Source organism: Mycobacterium shigaense, assembly GCF_002356315.1.
GTDB classification, from domain to species: domain Bacteria; phylum Actinomycetota; class Actinomycetes; order Mycobacteriales; family Mycobacteriaceae; genus Mycobacterium; species Mycobacterium shigaense.
This window is the reverse complement of the sequence record NZ_AP018164.1, coordinates 2,638,793-2,663,030: the sequence shown is the minus strand read 5'-3', so window position 1 is coordinate 2,663,030 and position 24,238 is coordinate 2,638,793. Positions and strand designations below refer to the sequence as shown.

At 68.0% G+C, this 24,238-nt stretch carries 23 protein-coding genes and 1 pseudogene; 7 read left to right on the top strand and 17 right to left on the bottom strand.

Translation table 11 applies throughout. The features are described 5' to 3' along the window. Nucleotides 1–384: 384 nt before the first annotated feature. On the bottom strand, nucleotides 385–696 hold the full coding sequence (locus tag MSG_RS24870; protein WP_142404560.1) for a hypothetical protein: 312 nt from the start codon (nucleotides 694–696) through the stop codon (nucleotides 385–387). Nucleotides 697–831: 135 nt separating this feature from the next. Between MSG_RS24870 and MSG_RS12345 the strand changes: the two genes are divergently transcribed. Then, nucleotides 832–1,389 (top strand): hypothetical protein, encoded by a 558-nt coding sequence (locus MSG_RS12345; protein WP_096439976.1) that lies wholly within the window; start codon nucleotides 832–834, stop codon nucleotides 1,387–1,389. 19 nt (nucleotides 1,390–1,408) lie between these two features. Beyond that, a complete protein-coding gene (locus MSG_RS12340) occupies nucleotides 1,409–2,263 on the top strand; it encodes a DMT family transporter (RefSeq protein ID WP_096439974.1) in 855 nt (284 codons plus the stop codon). A 1-nt stretch (nucleotide 2,264) separates the two neighbouring features. Here the strand turns inward: MSG_RS12340 and fadD1 are convergent, their stop codons facing one another. From fadD1 to MSG_RS12295, 9 genes are read right to left on the bottom strand one after another with little or no spacing between them, the layout of a single operon-like run. After that, nucleotides 2,265–3,908 (bottom strand): fatty-acid--CoA ligase FadD1, encoded by a 1,644-nt coding sequence (gene fadD1 / locus MSG_RS12335; protein ID WP_096439972.1) that lies wholly within the window; start codon nucleotides 3,906–3,908, stop codon nucleotides 2,265–2,267. Next, on the bottom strand, nucleotides 3,905–5,506 hold the full coding sequence (locus tag MSG_RS12330; RefSeq protein ID WP_096439970.1) for a flavin-containing monooxygenase: 1,602 nt from the start codon (nucleotides 5,504–5,506) through the stop codon (nucleotides 3,905–3,907). Before MSG_RS12330 ends, fadD1 begins: the two co-directional genes overlap by 4 nt. Continuing rightward, the gene (locus MSG_RS12325; RefSeq protein WP_096439968.1) at nucleotides 5,503–6,462 is read right to left on the bottom strand and encodes an alpha/beta hydrolase; all 960 of its coding nucleotides are present in this window, start codon (nucleotides 6,460–6,462) and stop codon (nucleotides 5,503–5,505) included. Before MSG_RS12325 ends, MSG_RS12330 begins: the two co-directional genes overlap by 4 nt. A 29-nt stretch (nucleotides 6,463–6,491) precedes the next feature. Continuing rightward, the gene (locus tag MSG_RS12320) at nucleotides 6,492–6,896 is read right to left on the bottom strand and encodes a Zn-ribbon domain-containing OB-fold protein (RefSeq protein WP_181159257.1); all 405 of its coding nucleotides are present in this window, start codon (nucleotides 6,894–6,896) and stop codon (nucleotides 6,492–6,494) included. Between the two features lie 16 nt (nucleotides 6,897–6,912). Then, on the bottom strand, nucleotides 6,913–8,115 hold the full coding sequence (locus MSG_RS12315; protein WP_096439964.1) for a thiolase family protein: 1,203 nt from the start codon (nucleotides 8,113–8,115) through the stop codon (nucleotides 6,913–6,915). Next, nucleotides 8,112–8,555 carry a hotdog family protein gene (locus tag MSG_RS12310; RefSeq protein ID WP_096439962.1) on the bottom strand — a complete coding sequence of 148 codons (444 nt, stop codon included), beginning with the start codon at nucleotides 8,553–8,555 and terminating at the stop codon, nucleotides 8,112–8,114. The genes MSG_RS12315 and MSG_RS12310 overlap by 4 nt, the downstream gene beginning before the upstream one ends. Then, the gene (locus MSG_RS12305; protein ID WP_096439960.1) at nucleotides 8,552–9,052 is read right to left on the bottom strand and encodes a MaoC family dehydratase; all 501 of its coding nucleotides are present in this window, start codon (nucleotides 9,050–9,052) and stop codon (nucleotides 8,552–8,554) included. Before MSG_RS12305 ends, MSG_RS12310 begins: the two co-directional genes overlap by 4 nt. Then, the gene (locus tag MSG_RS12300) at nucleotides 9,045–10,163 is read right to left on the bottom strand and encodes an acyl-CoA dehydrogenase family protein (RefSeq protein ID WP_096439958.1); all 1,119 of its coding nucleotides are present in this window, start codon (nucleotides 10,161–10,163) and stop codon (nucleotides 9,045–9,047) included. Before MSG_RS12300 ends, MSG_RS12305 begins: the two co-directional genes overlap by 8 nt. A 9-nt stretch (nucleotides 10,164–10,172) precedes the next feature. After that, nucleotides 10,173–11,351: an acyl-CoA dehydrogenase family protein gene (locus tag MSG_RS12295; protein ID WP_096439956.1), complete on the bottom strand. Its 1,179-nt coding sequence runs from the start codon at nucleotides 11,349–11,351 to the stop codon at nucleotides 10,173–10,175. A gap of 165 nt (nucleotides 11,352–11,516) precedes the next feature. Between MSG_RS12295 and MSG_RS12290 the strand changes: the two genes are divergently transcribed. Continuing rightward, nucleotides 11,517–12,134, top strand: coding sequence for a TetR/AcrR family transcriptional regulator (locus tag MSG_RS12290; RefSeq protein ID WP_096439954.1), 618 nt, complete (start codon nucleotides 11,517–11,519; stop codon nucleotides 12,132–12,134). Then, entirely contained in the window at nucleotides 12,131–12,955 is an 825-nt protein-coding gene (locus MSG_RS12285; RefSeq protein ID WP_096439952.1) for a hypothetical protein, read from the top strand. Before MSG_RS12290 ends, MSG_RS12285 begins: the two co-directional genes overlap by 4 nt. Nucleotides 12,956–12,967: 12 nt before the next feature. Here MSG_RS12285 and MSG_RS12280 read toward each other — a convergent pair whose 3' ends face one another. Then, nucleotides 12,968–13,552, bottom strand: coding sequence for a hypothetical protein (locus MSG_RS12280; protein ID WP_142404561.1), 585 nt, complete (start codon nucleotides 13,550–13,552; stop codon nucleotides 12,968–12,970). Nucleotides 13,553–13,582: 30 nt separating this feature from the next. Continuing rightward, nucleotides 13,583–14,929: a tetratricopeptide repeat protein gene (locus tag MSG_RS12275; RefSeq protein ID WP_096439948.1), complete on the bottom strand. Its 1,347-nt coding sequence runs from the start codon at nucleotides 14,927–14,929 to the stop codon at nucleotides 13,583–13,585. A gap of 126 nt (nucleotides 14,930–15,055) precedes the next feature. Between MSG_RS12275 and MSG_RS12270 the strand changes: the two genes are divergently transcribed. Next, nucleotides 15,056–15,274, top strand: a complete 219-nt coding sequence (locus MSG_RS12270; protein WP_096439946.1) for a hypothetical protein — start codon at nucleotides 15,056–15,058, stop codon at nucleotides 15,272–15,274. Nucleotides 15,275–15,293: 19 nt separating this feature from the next. On the opposite strand, the gene MSG_RS12265 is transcribed toward MSG_RS12270, so the two are convergent. After that, complete coding sequence (locus MSG_RS12265; RefSeq protein ID WP_170063153.1) at nucleotides 15,294–17,978, bottom strand: ATP-binding cassette domain-containing protein; 2,685 nt, start codon at nucleotides 17,976–17,978, stop codon at nucleotides 15,294–15,296. 131 nt (nucleotides 17,979–18,109) lie between these two features. Here MSG_RS12265 and MSG_RS12260 point away from each other — a divergent pair, with 131 nt between their 5' ends. Then, nucleotides 18,110–18,325 (top strand): hypothetical protein, encoded by a 216-nt coding sequence (locus MSG_RS12260; protein WP_096439942.1) that lies wholly within the window; start codon nucleotides 18,110–18,112, stop codon nucleotides 18,323–18,325. A 32-nt stretch (nucleotides 18,326–18,357) separates the two neighbouring features. On the opposite strand, the pseudogene MSG_RS12255 reads toward MSG_RS12260, so the two are convergent. Beyond that, nucleotides 18,358–19,123 (bottom strand): annotated as a pseudogene (locus tag MSG_RS12255) (alpha/beta hydrolase). A 190-nt stretch (nucleotides 19,124–19,313) separates the two neighbouring features. Here MSG_RS12255 and MSG_RS12250 point away from each other — a divergent pair. After that, nucleotides 19,314–20,159, top strand: coding sequence for an SDR family NAD(P)-dependent oxidoreductase (locus tag MSG_RS12250; RefSeq protein ID WP_096444414.1), 846 nt, complete (start codon nucleotides 19,314–19,316; stop codon nucleotides 20,157–20,159). A 9-nt stretch (nucleotides 20,160–20,168) separates the two neighbouring features. On the opposite strand, the gene MSG_RS12245 is transcribed toward MSG_RS12250, so the two are convergent. The 3 genes from MSG_RS12245 to MSG_RS12235 all read right to left on the bottom strand — a co-directional run bounded on the left by MSG_RS12245 (nucleotide 20,169) and on the right by MSG_RS12235 (nucleotide 24,197). Then, on the bottom strand, nucleotides 20,169–20,672 hold the full coding sequence (locus MSG_RS12245) for an isoprenylcysteine carboxyl methyltransferase family protein (protein ID WP_096444412.1): 504 nt from the start codon (nucleotides 20,670–20,672) through the stop codon (nucleotides 20,169–20,171). Nucleotides 20,673–20,684: 12 nt separating this feature from the next. Continuing rightward, a complete protein-coding gene (locus MSG_RS12240; protein ID WP_096444410.1) occupies nucleotides 20,685–21,791 on the bottom strand; it encodes a type III polyketide synthase in 1,107 nt (368 codons plus the stop codon). Nucleotides 21,792–21,953: 162 nt separating this feature from the next. After that, nucleotides 21,954–24,197 (bottom strand): molybdopterin-dependent oxidoreductase, encoded by a 2,244-nt coding sequence (locus tag MSG_RS12235; RefSeq protein WP_096439940.1) that lies wholly within the window; start codon nucleotides 24,195–24,197, stop codon nucleotides 21,954–21,956. Nucleotides 24,198–24,238: the final 41 nt, after the last annotated feature.

The window sequence follows — 24,238 nt, the reverse complement described above, 5'->3', positions numbered from 1 at the left end:
GCGGTGTACTCGGGTGCGGAGTGCCGCGCACCGGGGGCTGAGTGTTGACGGGCCCGCAGTTCATACCGATCCAGCAGAAGACCGGGTGCACCCGCACGCCGCTGCCTCCTGCGGAGGTATCCCCTGATGAGGTCGGCGTGGCGGACACCGTATGCATCGCGCTCGTCGGCCCACTCCCTGCGCCAATGCCGCCCACGGCCAACGCGACCGCGACCACACCGCCACTCACTGCGGTGACAGTCCCGGTTGAGCGAGTGGTCATAGTTGCCAACCATAAGTAGCTAAAGGGCGGAGCGGTTGCCGGCGGCGCCATGTGCGCCGACCGAAACACGCTGGTAATGGGCTGTCCCGGTGTTCTGACGACTAGCCGGAGGTCGCCCGGGTTTAGGGATCCGGAACTCCCGGAGCGGGATGTTGCGGATCGGGCGCAGGACTTGGGTGCCGGTGGGGCGGCGGCGGGGGGTTGGGGTGAATAGGCCCACAGTTCAGGCCGAGGACGCAGCCGCCGCCGCCGACCGGTTTGACCGGCAGCGCACCGCCCCCGTCACCCGGTGCCGGGGGCGCCGGCAGCGCGCTGGATACCGACGTCGTGGCGCCGTACCGCGTGCTGACACCGTCAAGTCCTCCCACCACCAACGCAAACACCGCCACACCGCCGTACACCGCGGCGACCGCTCTGGTTGTGCTGTTGGTCATGTTCGCCCAGTGTAGTTGGCTGCGCAGCTGCCGGTCCCGACCTGTGCACAGGCTGAAACACACTGGTAACGGCGGCTCGCGCCCCTAGCACCAGCGGAATCGCAGCACGCCGCGCCGGCACAGGAGACGCTCGCCATGAAAAGCATTCGGATTGACCGTCTTTGGTCGCCCGCGCACCGCAGCAGAGTATGGCCGGGACTGCTCAGCGGCGCGGTGGCCGGCGCGGCGGGCACCACCACGCTCAACGTCATCACCTACCTAGACATCGCGGTGCGGGGCCGGCCGACCAGCGGCACGCCGGAACGGACCGTCGCGGCAATGGCTCGGCTCGTTGGCGTCACCGTGCCGGGCAACGGCGACGTGCTGGCAAATCGGATCTCCGGCCTCGGCGCGCTGACGGGATATGCCGCGGGCATCGGCATGGGCGTGCTGCTCGGGCTGGCCTACGCGCTGGGCTGGCGGCCCGGTCGACTGGTCGCCACGCTCGTCGCCTCGGCCGTCGCGCTGATCGGCACCAACGGGCCCATGACCGTTCTCGGGGTGACCGACCCGACGACGTGGACCCCGGTCGACTGGATCAGCGATCTGATCCCCCACCTGGGCTACGGCATCGTCACCGCGCTGGTCCTGCATTACGTCTGTTCGCAACGCTGTTCACAGAGCCGACATTCGACCGAGACGCTGAGGGCCTAAATCTCGTAGGGTCTCCCCTGTGCTCCTCGGCTTCGTCCTCGCGTTGGGCTGCTCCGTGTGCTACGGAACGGCCACGGTGTTGCAAGCGGTCGCGGCGCGGTCGGTGGAATCCGGCAACGGCAGCTCGGGCGTCGACGCCGTGTTGCTGCTGCGAGCGGTCCGGCAGTGGCGCTATCTGGTCGGTATCGGCCTGGACGGACTGGGATTCCTGCTGCAAGTCATGGCACTGCGCCTGGTGCCGATTTATGTCGTCGCCGCGGCGTTGGCCGCCTCGATCGCGGTCACCGGCGTCGTGTCCGCGTGGGTGTTGTCGGCGCGGCTTTCGCGAGCTGAGTGGACGGCGGTGGCCGTGGTCTGCGTGAGCCTCGCCGTGCTCGCGGGTGCGGCCGGGCCGGGCCACTTCCGGCACGCCCCTGCCGGGCTCGGCTGGGCCTTGATCGGCGTCGTCGCCGCGATATTCGTCGGCGGCGCGGTCGCGGGCCGTTTGCCCGACCGCCAGCGGGGATTCGCCCTCGGCCTGGCGGCGGGCAGCGGATTCGGCGTGGTCGAGGTCGGCGTCCGCCTGATGGATGAGTTGAACCCCACCAAGGCGGCCTTCTACACCCATCCCGCGGTATACGCGGCGGCCGGCGGCGGCGCCGCGGGTTTCCTGTTGCTCACCTCGGCGTTGCAGCGGGGGTCCGTGACCACCACGGTGGCGGCGATGGTCGTCGGTGAGACGATCGCGCCCGCGCTGGTCGGGGCGATCTGGCTGGGCGACACCGCCCGCGACGGCCTCGGGTGGTTGGTGATCGCCGGGTTCGTGGTCGCGGTATCGGCAACGTTGCTGCTGGCCCGGTTCGGCGAGGCCCCGACGCCCGTGGAATCCAACTGAGCTAGTCAGCGGTCGAGATCCTTTGTCCTGTCAGCGTTTTAGCATGGCCGCCGGGCGTCTCGATTAGGTAACTGGTGGCCCGCGGTTTGCGGACGTACAGTTCGCCGCCCTGCGCGGTGACCCCGGCCGCGACCAGCTCGCGTTTGAGGATCTTGTTGGTGGCGGTCGCCGGGAGGTCGTCGTTGATCCGGATGTACCGCGGCCACGCCTTGGGCGACAGGTCGGGCTGCGCGGCGAGGAACGCCTCGAGTTCGTCCGGTCGCAGCCGCGTCCCCTCGCGCAGGACGAGCGCCGCCATCACCTGGTCGCCAACGCTGTCGTCGGGAACGGCGTACACCGCGACCTGGCTGACTTGGGGTATCCGCCCCAGGATTCGCTCGATCGGCGCCGCCGCGAGGTTCTCGCCGTCGACGCGCATCCAATCCGCGGTGCGCCCCGCCAGGTAGATCCAGCCGTCGGCGTCCCGGTACGCCAGGTCTCCCGACCAGTACATGCCGTGTCGCATGCGCTCGGCGGTGGCGCCCGGGTCGTTGTAGTAGCCGACGAACGGCCCCGCGCCCTCGGTGTTCACCAGTTCACCGACCGCGGCGTCGAAGTTGGTAAGCGCCCCGTGCTCGTCGAACTGCGCGACGTCGCATTCGGTCAGTGTTGTCGGGTGGTAGACGCGCACGCCCGGATACGGCTTGCCGATGGAGCCGGGCGGGGTGCCGTCCTCCCGGACGACGATGACCGCGAACTCGCTCGAGCCGAAGCTGTCGATCACCCGGCACCCGAAACGCTCGGCGAAGGCCGCGATGTCGCGGTCGGTCGCCTCGTTGCCGAACGCGACTCGCAGTGTGTTGTCGGCATCGTCGGGCCGCTTCTGCGTCGACAGCAGCAGGGCGAGTGGCTTGCCCACGTAATTCAGATAGGTCACGCCGTAGCGGCGCACGTCGTCGAGGAAGCGTGACGGCGAGAACTTGACCGGGACCATGCACGCGCCGCTACCGATCGCCACCGCCCAGCCGGCGGCAATGCCGTTGGAATGGAACAGCGGCATCGCCAGGTAGCAGACATCGGCGGCGGTGACGTCGTACTGGAAGATGAGGCTGGCGCCGCACATGACCGCCATCGCGTGCGCAAACCGGACGGCCTTGGGATCGCCGCTGGTGCCGGAGGTGAAGATCATCATCAGCGTGTCGGCGCCGACCACCTCGCGGTGCGGAACCAACGGCGGGGCCCCCGCGACCGCGTCCGCATACCGGGTCCCCGTCACGTCGAGGACCGCAATTGCGTTGAGATCCAAGCCATCCAGCAGGTTGCGGTGTTCGCCGTCGACAAGCAGGAGTTGACAATCCGAGCGCCGGATGTCACCGAGCAGGGCCGTGCCGCGGCGGGTGGTGTTGATCCCGCACAACACGTAACCGCCGAGCGCCGCGCCGGCCATGGCTCGTAGCATCGCCGGCGAGTTGCCAAGCAGTGCGTCCACATGCAGCGGGCGGGCGGGGTCGGCGAGTGCGATCAGGGCCGTCGCCTCGGCCTCCGCCTCGGCCAGATGCTCGCGCCAGGTCCAGGTGCGCTCGCGGGATGCGACGGCCGGGGTGTCGTCGTGCCTGCGTTCGCGCAGCAGTTGTTGAACTGTTTGCGGTCCAGTGGGATTCGTCATCGGATCGTCATCACCAGTCCGGTGTAGTCGTCGCGGGCCACCTCGTCGCAAATCCGGCGATAGGTGCCGAAACCTCCGGTGTAGGGCATGAAGATTCGCTTCTTGCCCTCGATGTTGGCACCCAGGTACCACGACGATGCCGCTGTGGGAAACAGTGTCTTGTCCGCCGCCCTGGCTACCTCGTCGGTCCAGGAGAGCGCGGCGTCCCGGCGCGGTTCGACTTCGGTCACTCCTCGATGCCGTGCTGCCACAATGAGATTCATCACCCAGTCGACTTGGACCTCGGCGTGCAACACCATGTTGGCCAGCACCGAAGGGGCGCCCGGTCCGCTGAAGGTGAACAGGTTCGGCAGCCCGGGAATCATCAGCCCGAGAAATGTCACCGGACCGTCAGCCCAGATGTCGCGCAGCCGCTCTCCCCCGGGCCCGGCCGGGTCGATGCGGGTCAGCGCCCCGGTCATCGCGTCGAAGCCGGTGGCGAATACCAATACGTCGCAGGGATACGTGGTTTCGCCGGTGCGCACGGCTTCGGCGGTGATCGCCTCGATGGGTTCGCGGCGCAGGTTGACCAGCCGCACGTTGCTGCGGTTGAAAGTAGCGTAATAACCGGCGTCGGTGCAGATGCGTTTCGTCCCGATCGGGTGGTCGACGGGGATGAGGTCCGCGGCGACGACGGGATCGGTGACGATCTCCCGAATGCGCTGTTCGGCGAATTCCCGGGCGATGTCGTTGGAAGCCAGATTGCTGTTCTGGTCCGGGAACGTCTTGGCGAACAGGACACCGCCCTCGCGCCAGCGCTTCCACAGTGCGTCGAGGCGTTCCTGGGGCTCGGCGTCCACCGCGTTCTTGTGGAAGGTGCCGTGCGGTGTCCCCGCAGTCGCGTACGCCGAGGCTCGCCGCCGCTGCGGGTACTCCTGCTGGATCTGGATCTGTTCGGCCGGCGACCACGGCCGATTGGGCATGGGGATGGTGTAGTTAGGTGATCGTTGAAACACCACCAGCCGCTCGGCCTGCGCGGCGATGATCGGGGTGACCTGGATGCCCGAGGAGCCGGTCCCGATGAGCCCGACGCGTTTTCCGCGCAGATCGGGCTCCTCGCGCGGCCACGCTGCCGTGAAATACACCTCGCCCGCGAAATCCGCGGCACCGGGGATGTCGGGCCGGTTCAGCGCCGACAAACATCCCGTCGCACACAACAGAAATTGGGCGGCGAAGGTTTCCCTGGTCGCCGTGCGCACCTGCCAGCTCCCGTCGTCTTTGTCGAAGTCGGCAGCGACGACGTCGACACCGAATCGGTAGTGTTGGCGTAGCTCGAAGCGGTCGGCAACGTGGTTCAGATACGCCAGGATCTCCGGCTGAGCCGCGAAGCGTTCGCTCCACGTCCAGCTTTGTTGGAGTGCCTCGTCGAAAGAGTAGGAGTAGTCGACACTTTCGACGTCGCAGCGGGCGCCCGGATAGCGGTTCCAGTACCAGGTGCCGCCGACGTCCGGCGCCGCCTCCAACGCGGTGACCGCCAGGCCCGCGGACGCGGCGCGGTGCACGGCATACAGGCCGGCGAATCCCGCACCGATCACGATGACGTCGGTTTCGTTGCTCATCTCGACACACCTTCCGCACAGACGAGGAGCTCCTGCAGATCGCCGCAGACGAGATCCAGCGCCGACCGTGCCGGGGCGAAGGGCTGGATGGTCATGAACCCGTGGAACAGCCCCGGAAAATCGCGGTGCACGATGGGCACGCCCGCGTCGCGCAATCGGCGGGCGTAGTCGCATCCCTCGCTGTGCAACGGATCCAATCCCGCCGTGACGATCACCGCCGGCGGCAGGTCCGCATGGGAAGCCGCCCGGGCCGGAGCCACCAGATAGGGTGGGTCGAAAACCGTTGTACCACCTAGGTATTGCTTCCAATACCACTGCATGGCCGCCCGGGTGTTGAAGTACCCGGCACCGTAACGACGGTAGCTGGCCGTGTCGAAGAAGGGATCGATTACCGGGTACAGCAGCAGCTGCGCGGCCGGCGCCATGCCGCCCTGCTCGCGGCATGCGATGGCGGTGACTGCGGCGAGATTTCCGCCCGCACTGTCGCCGGCCACGGCGGTGCGCGTCGGGTCGATACCCAAGTCGGTTGCCTGCTCGACCACCCAGCGAAACGCCGCGATGGCGTCGAGCGCGGCCGCGGGTGCCGGATGCTCGGGCGCCAGGCGGTAGCCCACCGATACCACGACGGTCTGGGTGCCGCGCGCCAGCGCACGGCAGAACCCGTCGTGAGATTCGATGTCGCAGAACACGAATCCGCCGCCGTGATAGAACACGATGCCCGGCCGCGCGCCGGATGGGTGCCCGTGCGGATGATAGATGCGGATCCCGATCGCGCCGGCCGCTCCGGGGATTGAACGGTCGACGGCGCTGCGGACATCGGCAAGATTGTCGGCGGGCACCCGTCGTTCGGCGACCGCGGCGCGCGCCTGCGGGCCGGTCATCTGTTCCACCCGCGGGAATCCCTCGTTGAGCCGATCCAGCATCGAGCGCACCGCGCCGTTAACGGGGTCGTCCATACGCACCTCCGCCCTCGTCATCGAGCCGGTCATGCGGGCCGGTACCTCAGCAGCGTGAGGCCGGCTTCCGGCAGATCGTAGAACACCGGCCGCACCCGCATCCCGATCCGGATGTCGTCGGGGTCGGTATCCACCAATTCGGTGCTGATTCGCGGACCGGCGTCCCACTGCACCACGGCGAGCAGCTGCGGCACCGCCTCAGCCCACGGCGGTCCGGTGGGCCTGCGCGCCACGGTGAACGTGTACAGCGTTCCGGCGCCGTCGATTTCGCGCCATTCCAAGTCGTCGGCCAGCGTTCCCGGGGCCAGCGTGCGCGGATAGAAGACGTAGCGGCCGAGTGAGGGGGAATACTGGATCAGGATTCGGTGCTGCGCCAAGCCATCCCAGAACGGCTGGGAAACCGGGGTCGGCTCGGGAATCGGTAGTGCGGTCACGGGCCCAGACATCGCCTCAGTCCCCCCGCATCAGCAGCGCGACCTGCTCGCTCATGATGCCGCCGTTGCCGGTGACGAATGCGGTGTGACAGTCCGGGACCTGCGCGGTCCCGGCGCGGCCCATGATCTGCCGCGCGCCGTCGACGATGTGGTGCATGCCGCCGGCCATCCCGGCTTGGCCGTAGGACAACTGGCCGCCGGCGGTGTTGAGCGGGAAGTCCCCGCGGTAGGTCAGGTCATGGTCGGCAACCCAGGACATCCCGGTGCCCTTGGCGCAGAAGCCGGCGTCCTCCAGGCTCATCAGAACCGTGATGGTGTAGCAGTCGTAGATCGAGGCGACGTCGACGTCGCAGCGGTCCAGCCCGGCCATGGCGAACGCCTTGTCGGCCGCGCGGGCGATCGGCGTGTTCAGCAAATCCTCGGCGTAGGTGGGGGTCTTGAACGCGATGTGTTCGCCGAAGCCGGTGATCCAGACCGGTCGGTGGTGACTCTGGCGTGCGATGTCGGCGTTGGCGATCAGGACGCCCACTCCCCCGTGCACGCGCATCACCGTTTCGAGCATATGGATCGGGTCGGCGATCATCGGGCTGCCCAGCACATCGTCGACGGTGATCGGGGTGCCGTGGAAGACCGCGCCCGGATGGGCGCACGCGTTGGTGCGCTGGTCGACGGCGATCTTGGCCACCGCGGCGGGATCGTAGCCGTATTCCGCCGCGTAGCGCTGTGCGATCTGTGCGTACGGTGCGTTCTGGCCCACGTTGCCGTAGGGGATTTCAAATTCGGCCTGCGGCGACCCGTAGTTGTCGGACGACGCCCCATACCAATTCGGCTCGGCGGCCGGGCGTCGCCGCGACTGCGGCACGGCCAGCGATCCGGGGACGACGGCCAGCGCGGCCTCGCAGACACCGAGCTCGACGGCCGCGGCGGCGCGCCACACCATGCCCGCCGCGGTTGCGCCACCAAGGTCGACACGCTCCCCGAAATCCAATGCGAAGCCTAGGTATTCGCACAGGGTCGCCGGTGCGAACATGGCCGATTCGGCCACCCCGTGTGTGAGCAGCCCGTTGATGTGCGACGGATCGACGCCCGCATCCTCGATCACCAACTTGGCCAGCACCGCGTACTGGTCGAGGGTGAACCTCGGCGGGCCGGTGGGCCGCCGTTCGGCGGGCAACTCGGCGATGCCGACGATCGCCGCCTCGCCGCGTAATCCCGTCACGACCGCGCCTCGCGCCGCGGCAACTCGACGGTTGCGGTTCCCGGCATCAGCACCGTGTCGCCGCGCCGGCCAGCGACGTCGAGCTGCACCAGCCCGGCGCCGTTCGCGGACAGCCGCTTCTCGGTGACCACGCCGCCAAAGGTCAACGGCTCGCCGGGAAGTGCGGTAGCCCGGTTCTGTGCCGAAAACGCCACCAGGCGGCCGCGTCCTCCGATCCAGTCGCCGATGGCGCGGGCCAGCAGGGCCGCCTGCAGCGGACCCTGGACCAACACGTCGTCGTACCCCTCGGATTCGGCCCACTGCTTGTCGTAATGGATCCGGTGGCCGTTGTAGGTGGCGGCGCTGAAGAAGAACAGCTGGGTCTTGTCGGGCGTCACGGTCAGCGAGCGCATCGGCTGGCCGACCTCGACGTCCTCGTAATACACCTGATCGCCTGTCATGGTCGGGCGATCATCGACGTCGATGCCTCGGCCACCAGATCGTCGTACTGGTTGCGGTACACCGTCTGCCAGGTGACTAGAACGAATTTGCCGGAGCGGCCGTGCTTTTCGACGATCGACTCGATGGTGCGGACCATCTGGATCACGTCGCGGTGATAGGCCGGCAGGTGAAACTGAAAGCTTTCCCCGCCCGCCATCCGTTTCGGCGCGCGGGGAAACGCGAGGCTGCCCGAGACCGCGCCCGAGGAGCCGTCGGGGCGCAGCGAGTCGAGGCGCGTGACGCCGAGGACGGCGTACTGCAGGTACAGCGGAGGGCAGACGATGTCGCGAAATCCGTTGGCGCGAGCGTACCCCGGATCAAACCACAGCGGGTTGTGGTCGCCGACCGCTGCCGCCCAGCGCTGCCAGTCCCGCCGGTTGACCTCGCCGGTGGCCGACGCGGCGACGGTGCCGACTCGCGACGCCGATTCGGCATCGATCAAACTCGCCTCACCCAAGGTTGTCCTCCAGCGTCTCCTCGAGCCAGGCGGCGGCGACGTCGGCTCCGCCGCCGAATGTCGATGCGAGTCTGGCCCGTTCGCTCCACAGGTGCAGATCGGTCTCCGTCACGTAGCCGATCCCGCCGTGCAATTGGTGGGCGTCCAGCGTGATCAGCCTGGCGGCGTCGGAGGCGTGCATGCGCGCGATGGCGGTCTCCCGGGTGGCGGTGCGGCCCCGCGCGAGCCAGAACACGGCGGACTGCGCGGCCAATCGCGCCGCGGCCAGGGCGATGTGCATGTCGGCGATCAGGTGTTGCGCCGCCTGGAAGCAGGCGATCGGGCGGCCGAACTGGTGACGCAGCTTGGTGTGGTCGACGGTGCGTTCCAGGACCGCCTCGCCGATTCCCACCAGGTCCAGCGCGGCCAGCGCCACCGCGGTGTTGGCGACCCGGCGCAGCGCGTCCCGGGAGACGTCAGCCCCCAGTAGCGCGTCGGCGCCGACGGCCACGTCCTCGCAGTGCGCGGCGAACGCCCGGTACCCGCCGACCAGGTCGAGCGGTGCCAGCGTGAGGCCGGCGGTCTGCGCGCCGACGGCGAAGACCAGCGCCCGGTCGCTGGCCGCGGCGGAAATGACGATCACGTCGGCGATGTCGGCGTCGGCGACGTAGTCCGCCATCCCGTCCAGCCGCCAGCCGTCGGCGTCGGGCCGGGCCGTCAGCGGCGGCGCAACGACCGCAGGGTCACGGGCGTTCCACAGCGCGGTGCAGCCGCGAAGGGCGCCGGTAACCAGCCGTGGTAGCCACGCGGCCTTGGCCTCGGGGGTGCCGAGCTGGTCGATCGCCAGCGCGGCGCGCATGCTGCTGTGCACCGTGGTGGGGCACAGCGCACGGCCCGCTTCCGTGGCGAACACGCCCACGTCCTGCAGAGAGCCGCCGGAGCCGCCGTACTCCTCGCCGATTGCCAAGCCGAGGACGCCGGCACCGGCCAACGCCTTCCACAGGGTCGGGGTGTTTCGATCCGCGCCGGGTTCGGTGAGGGCGCGCACCAATGAGATCGGGCTCTCGGCCGCCAGCAGTGCCCGCAGCGACGCGGCGAAGTCACGCTGCTCTGCGGTCGGCATCGCTTTCACGGGTCCCGGTCACCGCCTATAGGACGGCATGCCGTGGCCGCGCTGGGCGATGATGTCGCGCAACACCTCGTTGGTGCCCCCGCCGAACCGCATCAACGGCGCGGCCCGATATAGCCGCTCGAATTTTCCCGCCAGCGGCGCCTTTTCGCTGCGATGGGCCAGCAAGCCGTCCGGCCCGAGCACGTCCAAGGCCAACGTGGCTATGCGCTGGCGCAGCTCGCTGCTGAAGATCTTCTCGACGCTGACCTCCACCGTCGGGATGACGCCGTCGTCGAGAATCGAGGCGGCCTCGTACCCCATCAACGTTGCCACTTCGACGTCGGCCTCGGCGCGTGCCAACCGGCGGCGCAGGGCCGGGTCGTCGATCGGCATCGTGCCGTCGCGCCGCGGTCGCCGCGCCAGCTCGCTGAGGTCGTCCACGGCGCGGCGCAGGTCGCCCGCGTTGGTCAGCGCCCCGCGCTCCAGATCGAGCGCGCCGGTGATGTAGGTCCAGCCCCGGTTGAGCTCGCCCACCAGGTTAGTGACCGGGACCCGCACGTCCTCGAAATGCACCTCGTTGGTGCGATAGCCCGACCACGCGTAGAGCGGCCGAATCGTCACGCCCGGGCAGTCGATGGGGACGATGATGACCGAGATCCCGCGGTGCCGAACGCTATCGGGATCGGTGCGCACACAGAGCCACTCATGCGTGGCCCGCTGCGCCCCGCTGTTCCAGATCTTGGTGCCGTTGATCACCCACTGCTCGCCGTCCCGGGTGGCTCGGGTGCGCAGGCTCGCCAGGTCGGTGCCGGCCTCCGGTTCGGAATAACCGACCGCGCAGATCATTTCGCCCCTTGCTATCGGCGGCAGCCATTCCTTCTTGTTCTGCTCGGTACCGTGTCGCATGATCATCGGCGCTACGGACGTCACCGTGAGGTCCGGCCCGGGCACACCGGCGTACTCGAACTCGCTCACCAACAGATGCTGGTGCACCGCACCCAGGCCGAGCCCGCCGTACTCGCGCGGCCAGTTCAGCCCGAACCAGCCCTTCGCGCCGATCGTGCGGCGGAACCGGGCTACCTCGCCATCGGGAAACTCCAGGTCGTGTTCGGCGAGCTCGGCCCGTAATTCCGGGGTGACGTTCTCCTGTAGGAATTCGCGAACCTCGGCGAGCCACGCGCGCTGCCCGGCGTCCAATGCGAAATCCATCCCGTGCGCACCCCATCCTCTCTTTGCCGAAGCGCCAGCGTAACGCTGGTGCGCGGGTCCGCTAGTCGCCAACGCCCGCTCACCGGGAGAGCGGTTTCGCGCGGCCGTCAGTTTCACTGACGGTCGTCATTGACGACCGTCAGCCAGCTCGCTAAAGTCCTCAGCGTGCCCGTTACGACGCTGTCCGCGGCGCCGCCGAGCGCCCGGGAGGCGCAGCGGCTTCAGACGCGGCGGCGGGTGTTCGATGCGGCGATCGCCGAGATCGGCAGGTCCGGACTGGCGGGCACCGATGTCGCGGCCATCGCCGCCGCGGCGGGCGTGGTGCGCGGGACGTTCTATTTCCACTTCCCCACCAAGGAGCATGTCCTGGTCGAGTTGGAGCGGGACGAGGAAGTCAAGATCGTGGCCAAGCTCGAGGCCCGGGCGAGCAAGCAGCCGGATCTGCTTGCGTTGCTCACGCGGCTGGTGCACGAGGTGCTCGAGGCCGAACGGCGTTTGGGCCCCGTGGTTTTCCGGGACATGCTGGGATTGCACTTCTCGGCTGCGCGGCCCATGGCCGACGAGCTCGGGGAGCACCCGGTGGCCGCCTTCGTGATCGCCGCGATCGCCGACGCCCAGGCCGCCCGGCGCATCCGGCCGGACGCGGATCCCGGCGAGCTGGGGGTCATCTTCATGACCGGCCTATTCGCGTTGCTGGCCACCGCAGGCACGGCGTCCCGGGCACGCTCTGCGTTGTTGAACCGATACGTGCAGACCATCGTCGCAGGAATGGAGTCACCATGACCGCCACAGGTATCGACGGCTACCGGACCTACCTAGCGCAACGGGACGGCGATGCCGATCTGCTGCACCGCCGGCTGGCCAACCGCGAGGATTTCTTCGAATCGCTGGCGGCCGACCCGCTGCTCTCCGCGCGTCCCATCGACCGCACTGTTTTCCTGCGTAATCTGCGGCGCCGTCGACCCGAACCGGGACTGAGCCGCGAGATGCTGTTCCTGTTGGCCACCGCCAAGCTCAATCAGGCGGAGCGCTTCGGCGTCGATCTGGGCGACACCTACGGGCGCATCGGCGGCGTCGACCAGCCGCCGGAACGGATCTATCTCGCGCTCGAGGAGCACTATCACACCCGGCTGCTGGCCTACGTGCTCGACCTGTTCGGCCTGCCGTTTCACGTAGTTGTTCCGCCGTTCGTCATGCGGCAGTTCGTCAAGATGGAGGTGTTCCTCCCCGAGCGTTTCGGATTCCCGTTCGTGGGCGCCGCCGAAATGGCGGGCTGCATCATGTTCGACGAGTTGCGCCGAGTCGGTGTGGAGTTGTTCACCGACGAACCCGCTGTGGCCGCGCGGATCGAGCGGCTGTACTCCGAGATTCTCACCGACGAGTTGGGCCACGTCGGTTACTGCGCGGCGCGCTGCACTCGTGCCGAGCGCGCAGTAATGCGTTCGCTCTACCCGCTTTTCGGGCGGCTGTTCGCCAGGCAGACGGCCGAGATCAGCCTGCTGATCGACCGCGGGTCGCTGCGCGCCCGTCTCGACAGACCGTTCGATGTCGACGAGCTTGCGGCCGGGGTGCCGAACGCGACGTTCGTTGCCGCGCTGCCCTGATCGAGCGGACGGCTAGTCGGGAAGCTCCGCCAAAGCGGTGCCGATGGCCCCGGAGAATTCGACGTAGACCTGCCCGGTCTCGGGCGCCTCGCGCGAGATGCGCTGCAGCACGCCGTCTTTCCAGTAGTAGAGGTTACCGTTGATCGGCCCCGGATACTCCTTGCAAAACGCGGGGCACACCGAGGACATCAGGTTGATCGCCGCGAGCATTCTCTTGCTGGTCGTGACCGCGTGCAGGAACAGATGGTTACGATTCGGTACGCCGATGACGACACCGTGGGATGGCTCTGGGATGTACTGGCCTACCAGCGCCTGCAGGTCGAGGATCTTCGACGCAACAAACGACGAAGCGCCGTACAACCACTGCACATCGCCCCCATCGTCCTCGACGGCCTCGACGCCTTGGATCGGCTCGGCGGCGGTGTTGCGGCGCGCCGTCTCGCGCATCCGGTCGATGTCCTGGCCGGCAAGCCGGCTGGTGGTCACGAACCGGACCACGTCCGGGTAATCGAGGCACAGCACCTCGAAGAGCCCGTCGGCGAGTGGCCACGCGTAGGACAGTGCACCGTCGGCCTGCTCGATATCGGTATCGGACACCACCCGTGCCCTCAGGCGGGTGGCCAGCTCTTACCACTCCATCGTCTCGATCGTGGACACGGCGGCGTCCGGTTCGTCGACGTCCCCCGGATCGCGCTCGTCGGGCAGTCGGGCATACCGCTGCCCGGCGCCCAGCAGCTGACGCACCGAGGTCGTCAGCGCGTGCTCGTCGCCGAGGCTGCTCATGCAGTCGTCGAGCAGCTGGTGGGTGCACTGCGCCGCGTCGGTGTACTCGCCGCTGTTCCATAGCGCGTAGGCGAGTTCATAGCGCGCGCTGAGCGCTGATTCCGAATCGTGGCCGAATGCCCTGCCGCGTTCGGCGATCTCCTTCTTCATCAAGATGACGTGCTCGAGCAGCGCCTCGATTTGCGCGCGATGCTTGTTGGCGTATTCCTTGGCCCGCGCCGCGAGCTCCTCGGTCGGCTCGCCGCCGCGCTGGTCGAGCTCCATCTGTTGGTATAGGTCCGCGTCGACCCACTCGCCCTCGTCGAGGTCGGCCGCCCAGTCCGCGCGCCGAGCCGCCAACACCGTCTGCCCGGCAACGGTCAGCGGATGGTCGACCCCCAGCGCGCGAATCTCGTCGTCGATCAGGACCGCCCAGTCCGCGAGCACCTCGATGTCCCGATTCGGCGAGGCGGGCGCCCAAAGCGCGCACAGTTGACGCATACCGAGCGTCTGCTCGTGGTCGTCGCCAAAGACCTTGCTAAGCAACGGAATCAGCGTCACGGCGCCGGTGTGGGCGGCTTCCGTGTCGCCGGCCTCACCGCGCCAGGTCACCCATGCCCGCCAGCTGGCCAGGGTGTCGGGATGCTCGTTGCCCAGCAGTCGGGCCCGGACCGTCGACACCTGCGCCATCTCGTCCGTCGCGCCGATAACGTCGCCGAGTTGCCGGCGCCAGACCGCCAGATTGTGGCGCGCGCCCAGCGTCGTCAGGTGCTCGGCGCCGAACACCCGCTGTTCGGCGGTGAACAGCCGAAACCAGGTCAGCACCGCCGCGGTCGGATCGGTATCGGGGCCGGCGTAGCTCGCCAGCATGTGGCGGGCGGTGAGCGTGTCGGGGTGGTCGGGCCCCAGCTCGCTATCCAGCTGCGGGATGAGTGCGACCAGATCGTCGGCCGCGCGGGACACATCCCCCAGATGCTGACGCCAGTTGGCGATCGCGACGGCCAGCGACAGGCTCTCCGGGTGCTGCGGCCCGAGCCGTTGCCGGTGTTCGGCGAGCAACTCCTCGGCGACGGGCAGGGCGCCGGCCAGGTCCCCGGCCTCGCGGCGCGCAGTCATCAACTCCCGCAACGTCGCCGAGCGGCGTTCCCTTTCGACGTCGCCGAGGTCGGCGGTGCCGCCGTCGATGTCCGCGTCGATGTCCCCAGCCCCCATGCCCCGATGTAAGGCCACGCCCGCGCCGAAAGCAACTCACCGAGCCCGTGTCTGTAAAAACGCTGTCAAACTCCCGTTAAAACCCGTCGGACCCATCGCGGTTACGGGTCTGCCCTGCGAAAATCGGTGAAGCGACTGGTTCTCGACACCAGCCTCAGCTTCAGCCCCCAGGGAGAAGTCATGCCCACGCCTGAGATGCGCCTTCGTCAGGAACTGCGCAACTGCGCCATCGAGCTGCGCCAGCTCGCGTATACCCTGCCCAACGGGGTGGGCGAGCACGACCTGCTCCAGCTGTCCGCGCGCATGCACGCCGCCGCCGACCAGCCGATCCGCAAGGGCGCATAGCACCGACCCTCGCGGCGCGTCAGCCGCCGCCCTTGAGGCGAATCTTCCAGCGCACGAAGCCCAGGTAGAAAATGCTGATCGCGATCAGCATCGCCATGTCGAACAGCCACGTGCCGGACGTGTGATGCCAGTGGCGGTCCTTGGGGACCTGCGGCCCGGGCTCCAATTTGATCAGGTCGATGGTCGACGCCGATGCCGCGAAGCCCCACCGTGCCGGGGTCACCCACGACATCTGGTCGAGCCCAATCCGGTTGGTCACGGGGATCATGCCGCCGGAGAACACCAGCTGCGACATCACCGCCACGACGAGCAGCGGCATGATCTGGTCATTGGACTTGGCGACGGCCGACAGCGCCAGCCCGAGCATTGCCGAGGCGACGGTGGTGGCGGCGACATCGACGAACAGCTCCAGACCCGGCTTGCCCAGCGCCGCGGCGCCCTGGGTCGGTCCGCCTTTGCCGATCAGCGCGATGATGGTGACGATCGCCGACTGGACGACCGCGAACACGGTGTAGACGCAGACCTTCGCCAGCAGGTAGGCGCTGGTGGACAGCCCTACCGCTTGTTCCCGCAGGAAGATCGCGCGTTCGCCGATGAGATCCCGGATCGTCAGTGCGGTCCCCATGAAGACCGCGCCGACGTTGAGCAGCACCAGGATCTGCCCCGGCTCGGTGGGCGCGTCCCCCATGGGATTGGGGACGCCGAACCCGACATCTCCGGGCACCGACATGGACAACGACCCCATGATGAACGGCAACAGCGCGAGGAAAGCGAAGTAGCCGCGGTCGGAGACGATCAAGCGGATCTGCCGCCGGGCGATCGTGGAGAACTGCCGCAGCAGGCTGGTGTGCGACGGATCGCCCAGCTCGGCGGGTTTCTCCGCCGGGGGTGGCGGCGGAGGCGGCCCCGTACGGGCCAGATAGCGGGCCTTGGACCCATCGGGGTCGCCCGCGACCGTGCTGAAGATGTCGGCCCAGTTCGTGGTCCCCATTGCCGCGCCGATTCCGCTGGGCGGCCCGCAGAAGGCAGTCTTGCCGCCCGGGGCCAGCAGCAGGACCTGATCGCAGACATCGAGGTACGTCAGCGAGTGGGTGACCACGAGCACCACGCGGCCGGCGTCGGCGAGTTGCCGCAGCATCGTCATGACCTGGCGGTCCAGCGCGGGGTCCAATCCGGACGTCGGCTCGTCGAGGATCAGCAGCGACGGCCCGGTGAGCAGCTCCAACGCCACCGACGCCCGTTTGCGCTGCCCGCCCGACAGCTTGTCCACCCGCGTCTCGAGGTGCTGGGTCATCTCGAGTTCCTCGAGCACCCGGGCCACCACCTGGGCGCGGTCGTCCTTGGTGGTGTCCGGCGGCAGCCGCAGTTCGGCGGCGTATCCCAGGGCCTGGCTCACGGTCAGTTGACCGTGCACCACGTCGTCCTGCGGCACCATCCCGATCCTGCTGCGCAATGAGGCGTACTCGGCGTGCACGTTGTGCCCCTCGAACGCCACCGTGCCGGTGGTCGGATGCGTGTAGCCGGCGACGAGCCGGGCGAACGTCGACTTGCCGGCGCCCGACGGGCCGATCACGGCCGTCAGCGTCCCCGGCTGCGCGCCCAGCGAGATGTCGTCCAGCAGCGTCTTGTTGTTTTCGATCGTCCAAGTGACGCCGCGCACGTCGAGGCCGCCGGTGCGGGTGGCGGTCGCCGACTCGTCCCGGCGGGCCAGCGTGCCGCCCGCGAAAACGAGGTCGATGTTGCCGATCGTGACGACGTCGCCGTCGTGCAGCAGCGCCACGTCGACGCGCGAGCCGTTGACGAATGTGCCGTTGATGCTGCGGTTGTCGTGGATCTCGGTGCCGTCGGGTCCCGGAACCAGCGTCGCGTGGTGTCGAGATGCCAGTACCTCGGGGATGACGATGTCGTTGTCGTTGGCGCGGCCGATCTTGATCGCGCCCGGCATCGACCCCACGGTGGTTTTGCTCGGGCGCAGGATCCGCATCATCGAGGTCGCGATGTTCGCGGCGTCCCCGCCCACACGGCTGGTCTCCGGCTCCCCCGCCGGAGCCGGCGGTGCCTGCGGGGGCTGGGCCCGGTAGATCTGCGGTGGCGGGTGCCGCTCGGTGGGCGGTGCCGACGGCAAGCCACCGGTCGGCGGGCGCGGTATCGGACCCGACGGTGGGTTCGGCCCCGGCGCGGACGGGTGGCGCGGCAGCGGCCCCGACGGGTGGGCCGGCTGCGCTCCGGCATGCGGAGGTGCCGGCTGCGGCCGCGAGATCGGCTGCTGACCCTGGTCGGGGCGCAGCGCGCCGCTTGGTGCGTAACCCGGCGCATGCTGTGGGGCGCTCGGCCCGGTCATCGGGTTGGAGATCGGGATCGACGTCGTCAGCGGCGGCCGCCCCGCCGAACCTTGATGACGCCCCACCTCGAAGGTGACCGCGGGGCCGTCCGGATTGCCGATGTTGATACACAGGCCGTCCTGGATGTCGACGGCGGGCACCCGGCGGTTGCTGACATAGAGGCCGTTGAGGCTGCCGTTGTCGATCGCGATCCAGCGCCCTTGATCGAAACGCACCACCAGGTGAGTCCGCGAGATCAACGGATGCGCAACCCGCACGTCGGCGCGCAGATCGCGACCGATCACCACATCATTGCCTGCGGCGAAGGTGCGCTCGGCGCCCTCGTAACGAACTGTCAGCACGGGCGGGGCTGGTCGGCTCACTCGGCCAACACTAACGGCATCGGCGCCCTTTTAGGGGGACTGCTCGTCAAAAACTGGCGACCACCGGGGCCTGACGACGCGCGCTGCGCCAGTCCGTTTTTGACGACGGCGTCGCGGGTAACCGGCCGTCCATGGCTGACACCGACGGCGAATTCCCTGACGACGTGCCCATTGCCGATGCAGTAGAGCAACACCGGGCGGCCGGCGATGCGGCGTTCGATCGTGCCGAACACGTCATTCCGCGACTCGACGCGGCCGACGTGCCGTTGGAGGCAACCGTTTCCGACTGGCAGGAGCAACGCGAGACGGTACTGATCGATCCGGAATTCGACGAACTCCGTCAGTAGCGCTGCGGGGCAGGGTGTTTCGGGCCTCGACGCTAAGCCGGCTGGCGGACGGCGGCCATGTCGTGTCTGGCGGTCAGCCCTTTGACGAAGTCCCCGATGTAGCGTAGGGCCCGCCGGCCCTCGGGCAAAATGTCGGCCGCCAGTCAAGGTATCGGGAGAAGATCGACAGGGCCCCCGCGGTAAACATCGAGCACTTGCGCGCGTTCGGGTGCTTGAGTTTCCGGGACGGGTCGGCATCGGTGAAAGGCGAGATGGTGGCGATACCGGCCGGCGAGGCGACCTTCGACCCGATGGCGGCGAGGGCGGTCATGAAGGCCAGATAGCCGCCGGCCGAATCGCCGACGACGACCACCTGGTCGTCGTAACCGCGTTGCAGCAACCAGCGCAGCCCGGATATTCCGTCGTCTATCGCGTCAATGATCTGATGCGACGGCAACTTTCGGTATCCGACGACGAGCACTCCGGCATCGGCTGCCTTCGACAAGCGGCATGCCAAGGCGCGGTGAGTGTTGATGCCGCAGGTCAGGAATGCGCCGCCATGGAGGTAGAGGATCGCGCGCGTCGGCGACGTGCCGGGCGCACGAACCCACTCCGCGCGACAATGTTCCAGCCGCACCTGCTCGATCGCGGCCGGCGATCCGAACCGGGGCACCAAGCGCGCGAGGCCATCGACATGGCGAAGGGCCAATTCAAATTCGGCTGCAGCGCCCAGGCGCGCACGACGTTCTTCACGAGCAGTCGACTGGCCACCGAGACCGCAAGGGATTGCGGACTGTGTCGATGGTGAATACGCCGCATACCATCTCTCTGAGTAACGGTGTTGGTCCCGGAACACCCGAATACCCTGCAGGGGCGGCACAAAACTCGAGGCAAGTTCATGCCCAATATTGGTTTTCGCGGTTTATCGCCGAAAAACGTGGGTGGTCACGGCGCCTGATTTCGGCGCGGGTGCTGCCGGAATCGCCCCCGATGCTCGAAGATGTTGGCCATGGAGCAGGCAACGCACGCCGGCCGGCTATTGGCCGGGCGGGTCGCGGTGGTGACCGGTGGCGGCGGCGGCATCGGCGCCGCGACGGCAAAGCTTTTCGCGCTGCACGGCGCGCGGGTGGTCGTCGCCGATATCGACCGCGGCCTGGCACAGCGGGTGGCCGACGACATCGCGGCGTCGGGCGGCGCGGGGCTGCCGGTGCCCGTCGATGTCCGCGAGGCCGATCAGGTCGCCGACTTGGCGCGCGTGGTGCTGGATCGGTTCGGCCGGGTCGACGTGCTGGTGAACAACGTCGGCCATTGGCTGCGGCACCCCGGCAATTTCGTCGACACCGACCCGCAATTGTGGAATGAGCTCTACCACATCAATCTGCATCATGTTTTCCTGGTCACCCACGCATTCCTGCCCGCGATGGTCGGCCAACGCGGCGGCGCAATTGTGAATGTCTCGTCCGTCGAAGGCCTACGCGGCTACCCCGAAGATCCGGTCTACGCCGCGTTCAAGGCGGCCGTCATTCATTTCACCCGCAGCCTCGCGGTTCAGGTGGGCCGCGACGGCGTGCGGGTCAACGGGATCGGTCCCGACGTCACCGAATCCCTGCAGGTGCCTTACTCGAAATGGCTGTCTGCCGAGGAACAGGAGCAGTGGCCGCAGTGGGTTCCGTTGGGGCGCATGGGCTTACCCGAGGACCAGGCGAGCGTGATCTTGTTCCTTGCATCCGATCTGTCCGCCTTCGTCACCGGTCACACGATCCCGACCGACGGCGGCACCGGCGCGGCGGGCGGTTGGTTCCGCTCGACACGCCGGGCCGACCGCGAATGGACCAACCGGCCCATCGCGCCGTGATCTGCCGGCTCAGGCGTACCCCAGCGCCGCGTTCTCAGCGCGAATCCTGACGTTGAGCACCAAGGCGTTAGCGATGCCGAACGCGATGGCCGTGAGCCACGCCGAGTGGACCAGCGGGAGCGCGGCCACCTCCACCGCGACCGCGGTGTAGTTCGGGTGATGCAACCAGCGGTAAGGCCCGCGCCGAACCAGTTCCGCACCCGGGATCACGATGAGGCGCGGATTCCAGTGTCGGCCAAGCACGGCGACGCACGACCAACGGACAACGGTGCTCAGCGCGACGAGAACCACCATTGGCCAGCCCAGCCAAGGCAGGAACGGCCGGTGCAACGACCAGACCTCGACGACGCAGGAAACCAGCAGCAGTGCGTGCATAGTCACCATTGCCGGGTAGTGGTCGCGGCCGAACTCCTTGCCGCCGTGGGCAAACGACCAAGCGGCGTTACGCTGAGCGACCGCGAGCTCGACGAGGCGTTCAGCGCCGATTGCGAGGATGAACAGGTAGTAATACATCGTCATGCCCCCTCACCACTGCAGCAGCAGTAGCTCGAAGCTGAATCCGGGACCCATCGCCAGCATTATGCCGAAGGCGCCGTCGGCCAGCGGCTCGGCGAGGGTCCGGCGCAACACATCGAGCACCGAGGCGGACGAGATGTTGCCGTTGTCGCGCATGGAATCTCGGCTGTGCATCACCGCTTCGGGTGGCAGCCCGATGGCGTTCTCGATCGCGTCCAGCACCTTCGGGCCCCCGGGATGACAGACCCACGTCGCGATGTCGGCGACGGACAAACCGTGGCCGGCCAGGAAGCTGTCGACCTCGGCCCGCAGGTAGTCGTCGGCCATCTTCGGCACGTCCCGGGACATGACGAGCTGGAACCCGCTAGAGCCGACGTTCCAGCCCATGACGTCGACCGTTTCGGGAATCACCCGGCTGCGTGTCGCCAGGATGCGGGGGCCCTTGACTCGGCGGGGCGGGGACGGAGGCCGGTGGGCCCCGGTGACAACCACCGCGGCCGCCCCGTCGCCGAACAGCGACACGCCAATGAGCGCGGGCACCGAGAAGTCGTCCCGCTGAAGGGTGAGCGAGCACAGCTCTACCGACAGCAGCACAGCGACATCCCCCGGGTAGCCGTGCAGATAGTCGTAGACACGGGCCAGACCGGCCGCACCCGCCACGCAACCGAGGCCAAACAGGGGGACCCGCTTGATATCCGGGCGGAATCCCACCCGCGACATCAGCCGAGCGTCGACGGTCGGCACCGCGATTCCCGTGCTCGACACCATTACGATGGTGTCGACCTCCTGCGGTTGAATGTTCGCCGCCGCGAGCGCTTTCCGGATGGCCCGCTCACCCAGGTCAACAGCGACCTGCAGGTAGGCATCGTTGGCTTCGGTGAAACCGCTCATCTTCGAATAGCGCGACAGCGGCAGCGCCAAGCTACGGTTTTCGACGCCGGCTGTTTCGGCGAATCGCAGAAACCCCGGCTCGGCGAACTGCGTGAGTTCGCTTGCCACCTCGTCCTGGGTGTGTCTGTTGGTTGTGAACGCCACCGCGCTGCCGGCGATGTGCGGTGCGCCGCGGCTGGCGTGTGCATTCTGGGTCGCGGACCCCGAAAAGGTTGTTACAGTCATGTCCATGGCCACGACTGACTCGGCGTGATGGTTCAGGGGCGCGGCCAAGGTGAACTAAAACACAGTCGGCGCCGAACTTTCGTCGCGCCACAATCGCCCGCGAACCGGTGGTTGAAACCAACTTCACTGCCCGCTGAGCAATCGAACAATCATGCACGAAAGTTATTGCACACCAGCGGGTGTCGCGGCCGGGAAGCGGGTCTGGTCGCCGATGACGGTCACCGGGATCCCGTTGAGGGCACCGTTTCCGGACGGCTCGTCGACAAACATCGGCAGGGACAGCGCATTGGTGTTGACCCCGGGCGAGCCGTTGGCCACCGACAGCCGGGTGCCCGGCCGGCCGTGTCCCCAGCCATGTGGCATCGACACCACGCCGGGTTTGATCGCGTCGGTGATTTCGACGGGCACCTTGATTTCGCCGGCCTCGGATTTCACCGTGACGACGTCGTCGTCGGAGATCCCGCACCGCGCCGCGTCGTCGGGGTGAATGAGCAGGGTGCAGCGATCCTTGCCCTTCATCAGGGCGGGCACGTTGTGCAGCCACGTGTTGTTCGAGCGCAGGTGTCGCCGGCTCACCAGCACCAGCGGCTCGGCGGGGCGTTGCAGGCGGGCGGCCAGCCGGGGCAGGTCGTCGAGCAGGTATTGCGGCGCCAGGCGGATCTTCTTGTCGGGCGTGTCCAGGATGTCGGGTAGCTGCGGCACCATCGGCCCGAAGTCGATGCCGTTCGGGTTGGCCTTGAGCAGGTCGAGCGTGAGGCCGCCGGGGTTCTGGCCGTACTGGTCCCCGAAGGGTCCCGTCCGCAGCGTCAGGTCGAGCATCCGCTCCGGGCCGCCCCGCTCGTAGAGTTTGCGGATCTCGGCCCCGTCGACTCCCCGGGTGAACGCGAGGTAGTCGAAAAAGCCATCGTCGATGGCCGCGACGTCGACGTCCTCGGCCGGCGTGCCGGTGCACAGGCCGGTCAGCCGGATCAGGATCTCCCATTCGTGCGGGCGCTCGCCCGGGTCGAACACCGGAGCGGAGTAATTCGCGATGCTGTGAATCGCAAACAGCAGGATCAGGTCGTCATGGTGCGGCTGCTCGAGCGGCGACAGCCCGGGCAGGATCACGTCGGCGTGCCGCGTGGTTTCGTTGAGCCACAGGTCGACCGAGATCATCGCTTCCAGCATCGGGAGCACCTCGTCGAGCTTGTCCCCGCCCGGCGTGGACAACACCGGGTTACCTGCGACGGTGATCAGCGCCTTGAGCTGCCCGTCGCCGGGGGTGGCGATCTCCTCGGTCAAGCAGGAGACCGGAGCCTGTCCGAGAACCTCTTTGGCGCCGCGGACCCGGGTGTGCCAGCGACCGAATTCCGCCAGCCCGCCCTCCAACCCGGGCAGCGGCTGGGTGGTGATCGACCAGGCCGCGGGTTTGGGGAACATGGCGCCACCCGGGGTGTCGAAATGCCCGGTCAAGATGTTGATCACGTCTACCAGCCAGCTGGCCAGACTGCCAAACTCTTGATTGCACAACCCGATTCGCCCGTACACCACCGATCTCTGCGTGCCGGCCAGTTCGCGGGCGAGCCGGCGAATGCGGTCTTCGTCGATGCCGGTGACGGCGCTGACCCGCTCCGGTGGCCAGTCCGCGGCGACCCGGCGCATCGTGTCGATCCCGTTGACATGTGGCCCGGCGTTGACCAGGTTCTCCTCGAAGAGGGTGTGGGCGACGGCCAGCAGCAGCGCCGCGTCGGTGCCCGGCACGATGGGCAGCCACTCGTCGGCCTGCGCGGCGGTCTGGGTGCGCACGGGGTCGATCACAATCACCTTGCCGCGTTGGCGAATCCTGGCGAGCAGGCCCATCACGTCAGGCGCGGCCAGCAGCGAGCCTTGCGAGGCCGCAGGGTTGGCGCCCATGATGACGATCAGGTCGGTGCGCTCGATGTCGGGCACCGGGAAGTTCCACCACAGGCCGTACATCAGATGCGAGGACAGGTTCTTCGGCCACTGGTCCACCGTGCCCGGCGAGTACGTGACCGGCATCCCGGACATCCCCATCAGCACACCGGCATAACGAGCCAGGGAGAACGAGTGCGCCAGCGGGTTGCCGGTGTAGGCGGTGACCGCGCCGATGCCGTACTTCTCGATGACCGGGGTCAGCAATTCAGTGCACCGGCGAAATGCCGCGTCCCAGCTGGCTTCCTGCCAGTTCCCGTCGACCTTGATCATCGGCCGGCGAATGCGGTCGGGGTCGTGGTGCACGGCGCCCAGCGAGACACCCTTGGGGCACAGGTGTCCGCGGCTCCACACGTCGGCGCGGTTGCCGCGAATGCCGGCAACCTGACCGCCCTCGACCTGAATCTCCAAGCCGCACATGGCTTCACACAGTGGGCATGTGCGTAGGTGCGTGCCGTCTTCGCCGGGTGCCATCCACTCACTGTATTGCGCTACCGCCGGTAGCGGAAGTGTCA

Excerpts from the sequence above, each read along its gene's own strand:
- MSG_RS12330 (WP_096439970.1), bottom strand. The coding sequence starts at position 5,506 with ATGAGCAACGAAACCGACGTCATCGTGATCGGTGCGGGATTCGCCGGC.
- MSG_RS12325 (WP_096439968.1), bottom strand. The coding sequence starts at position 6,462 with ATGGACGACCCCGTTAACGGCGCGGTGCGCTCGATGCTGGATCGGCTC.
- MSG_RS12310 (WP_096439962.1), bottom strand. The coding sequence starts at position 8,555 with ATGACAGGCGATCAGGTGTATTACGAGGACGTCGAGGTCGGCCAGCCG.
- MSG_RS12250 (WP_096444414.1), top strand. The coding sequence starts at position 19,314 with ATGGAGCAGGCAACGCACGCCGGCCGGCTATTGGCCGGGCGGGTCGCG.
- MSG_RS12245 (WP_096444412.1), bottom strand. The coding sequence starts at position 20,672 with ATGTATTACTACCTGTTCATCCTCGCAATCGGCGCTGAACGCCTCGTC.
- MSG_RS12345 (WP_096439976.1), top strand. The coding sequence starts at position 832 with ATGAAAAGCATTCGGATTGACCGTCTTTGGTCGCCCGCGCACCGCAGC.
- MSG_RS12295 (WP_096439956.1), bottom strand. The coding sequence starts at position 11,351 with ATGGATTTCGCATTGGACGCCGGGCAGCGCGCGTGGCTCGCCGAGGTT.
- MSG_RS12240 (WP_096444410.1), bottom strand. The coding sequence starts at position 21,791 with ATGACTGTAACAACCTTTTCGGGGTCCGCGACCCAGAATGCACACGCC.
- MSG_RS12285 (WP_096439952.1), top strand. The coding sequence starts at position 12,131 with ATGACCGCCACAGGTATCGACGGCTACCGGACCTACCTAGCGCAACGG.
- MSG_RS12235 (WP_096439940.1), bottom strand. The coding sequence starts at position 24,197 with ATGGCACCCGGCGAAGACGGCACGCACCTACGCACATGCCCACTGTGT.
- MSG_RS24870 (WP_142404560.1), bottom strand. The coding sequence starts at position 696 with ATGACCAACAGCACAACCAGAGCGGTCGCCGCGGTGTACGGCGGTGTG.
- MSG_RS12275 (WP_096439948.1), bottom strand. The coding sequence starts at position 14,929 with ATGGGGGCTGGGGACATCGACGCGGACATCGACGGCGGCACCGCCGAC.
- fadD1 (WP_096439972.1), bottom strand. The coding sequence starts at position 3,908 with ATGACGAATCCCACTGGACCGCAAACAGTTCAACAACTGCTGCGCGAA.
- MSG_RS12260 (WP_096439942.1), top strand. The coding sequence starts at position 18,110 with ATGGCTGACACCGACGGCGAATTCCCTGACGACGTGCCCATTGCCGAT.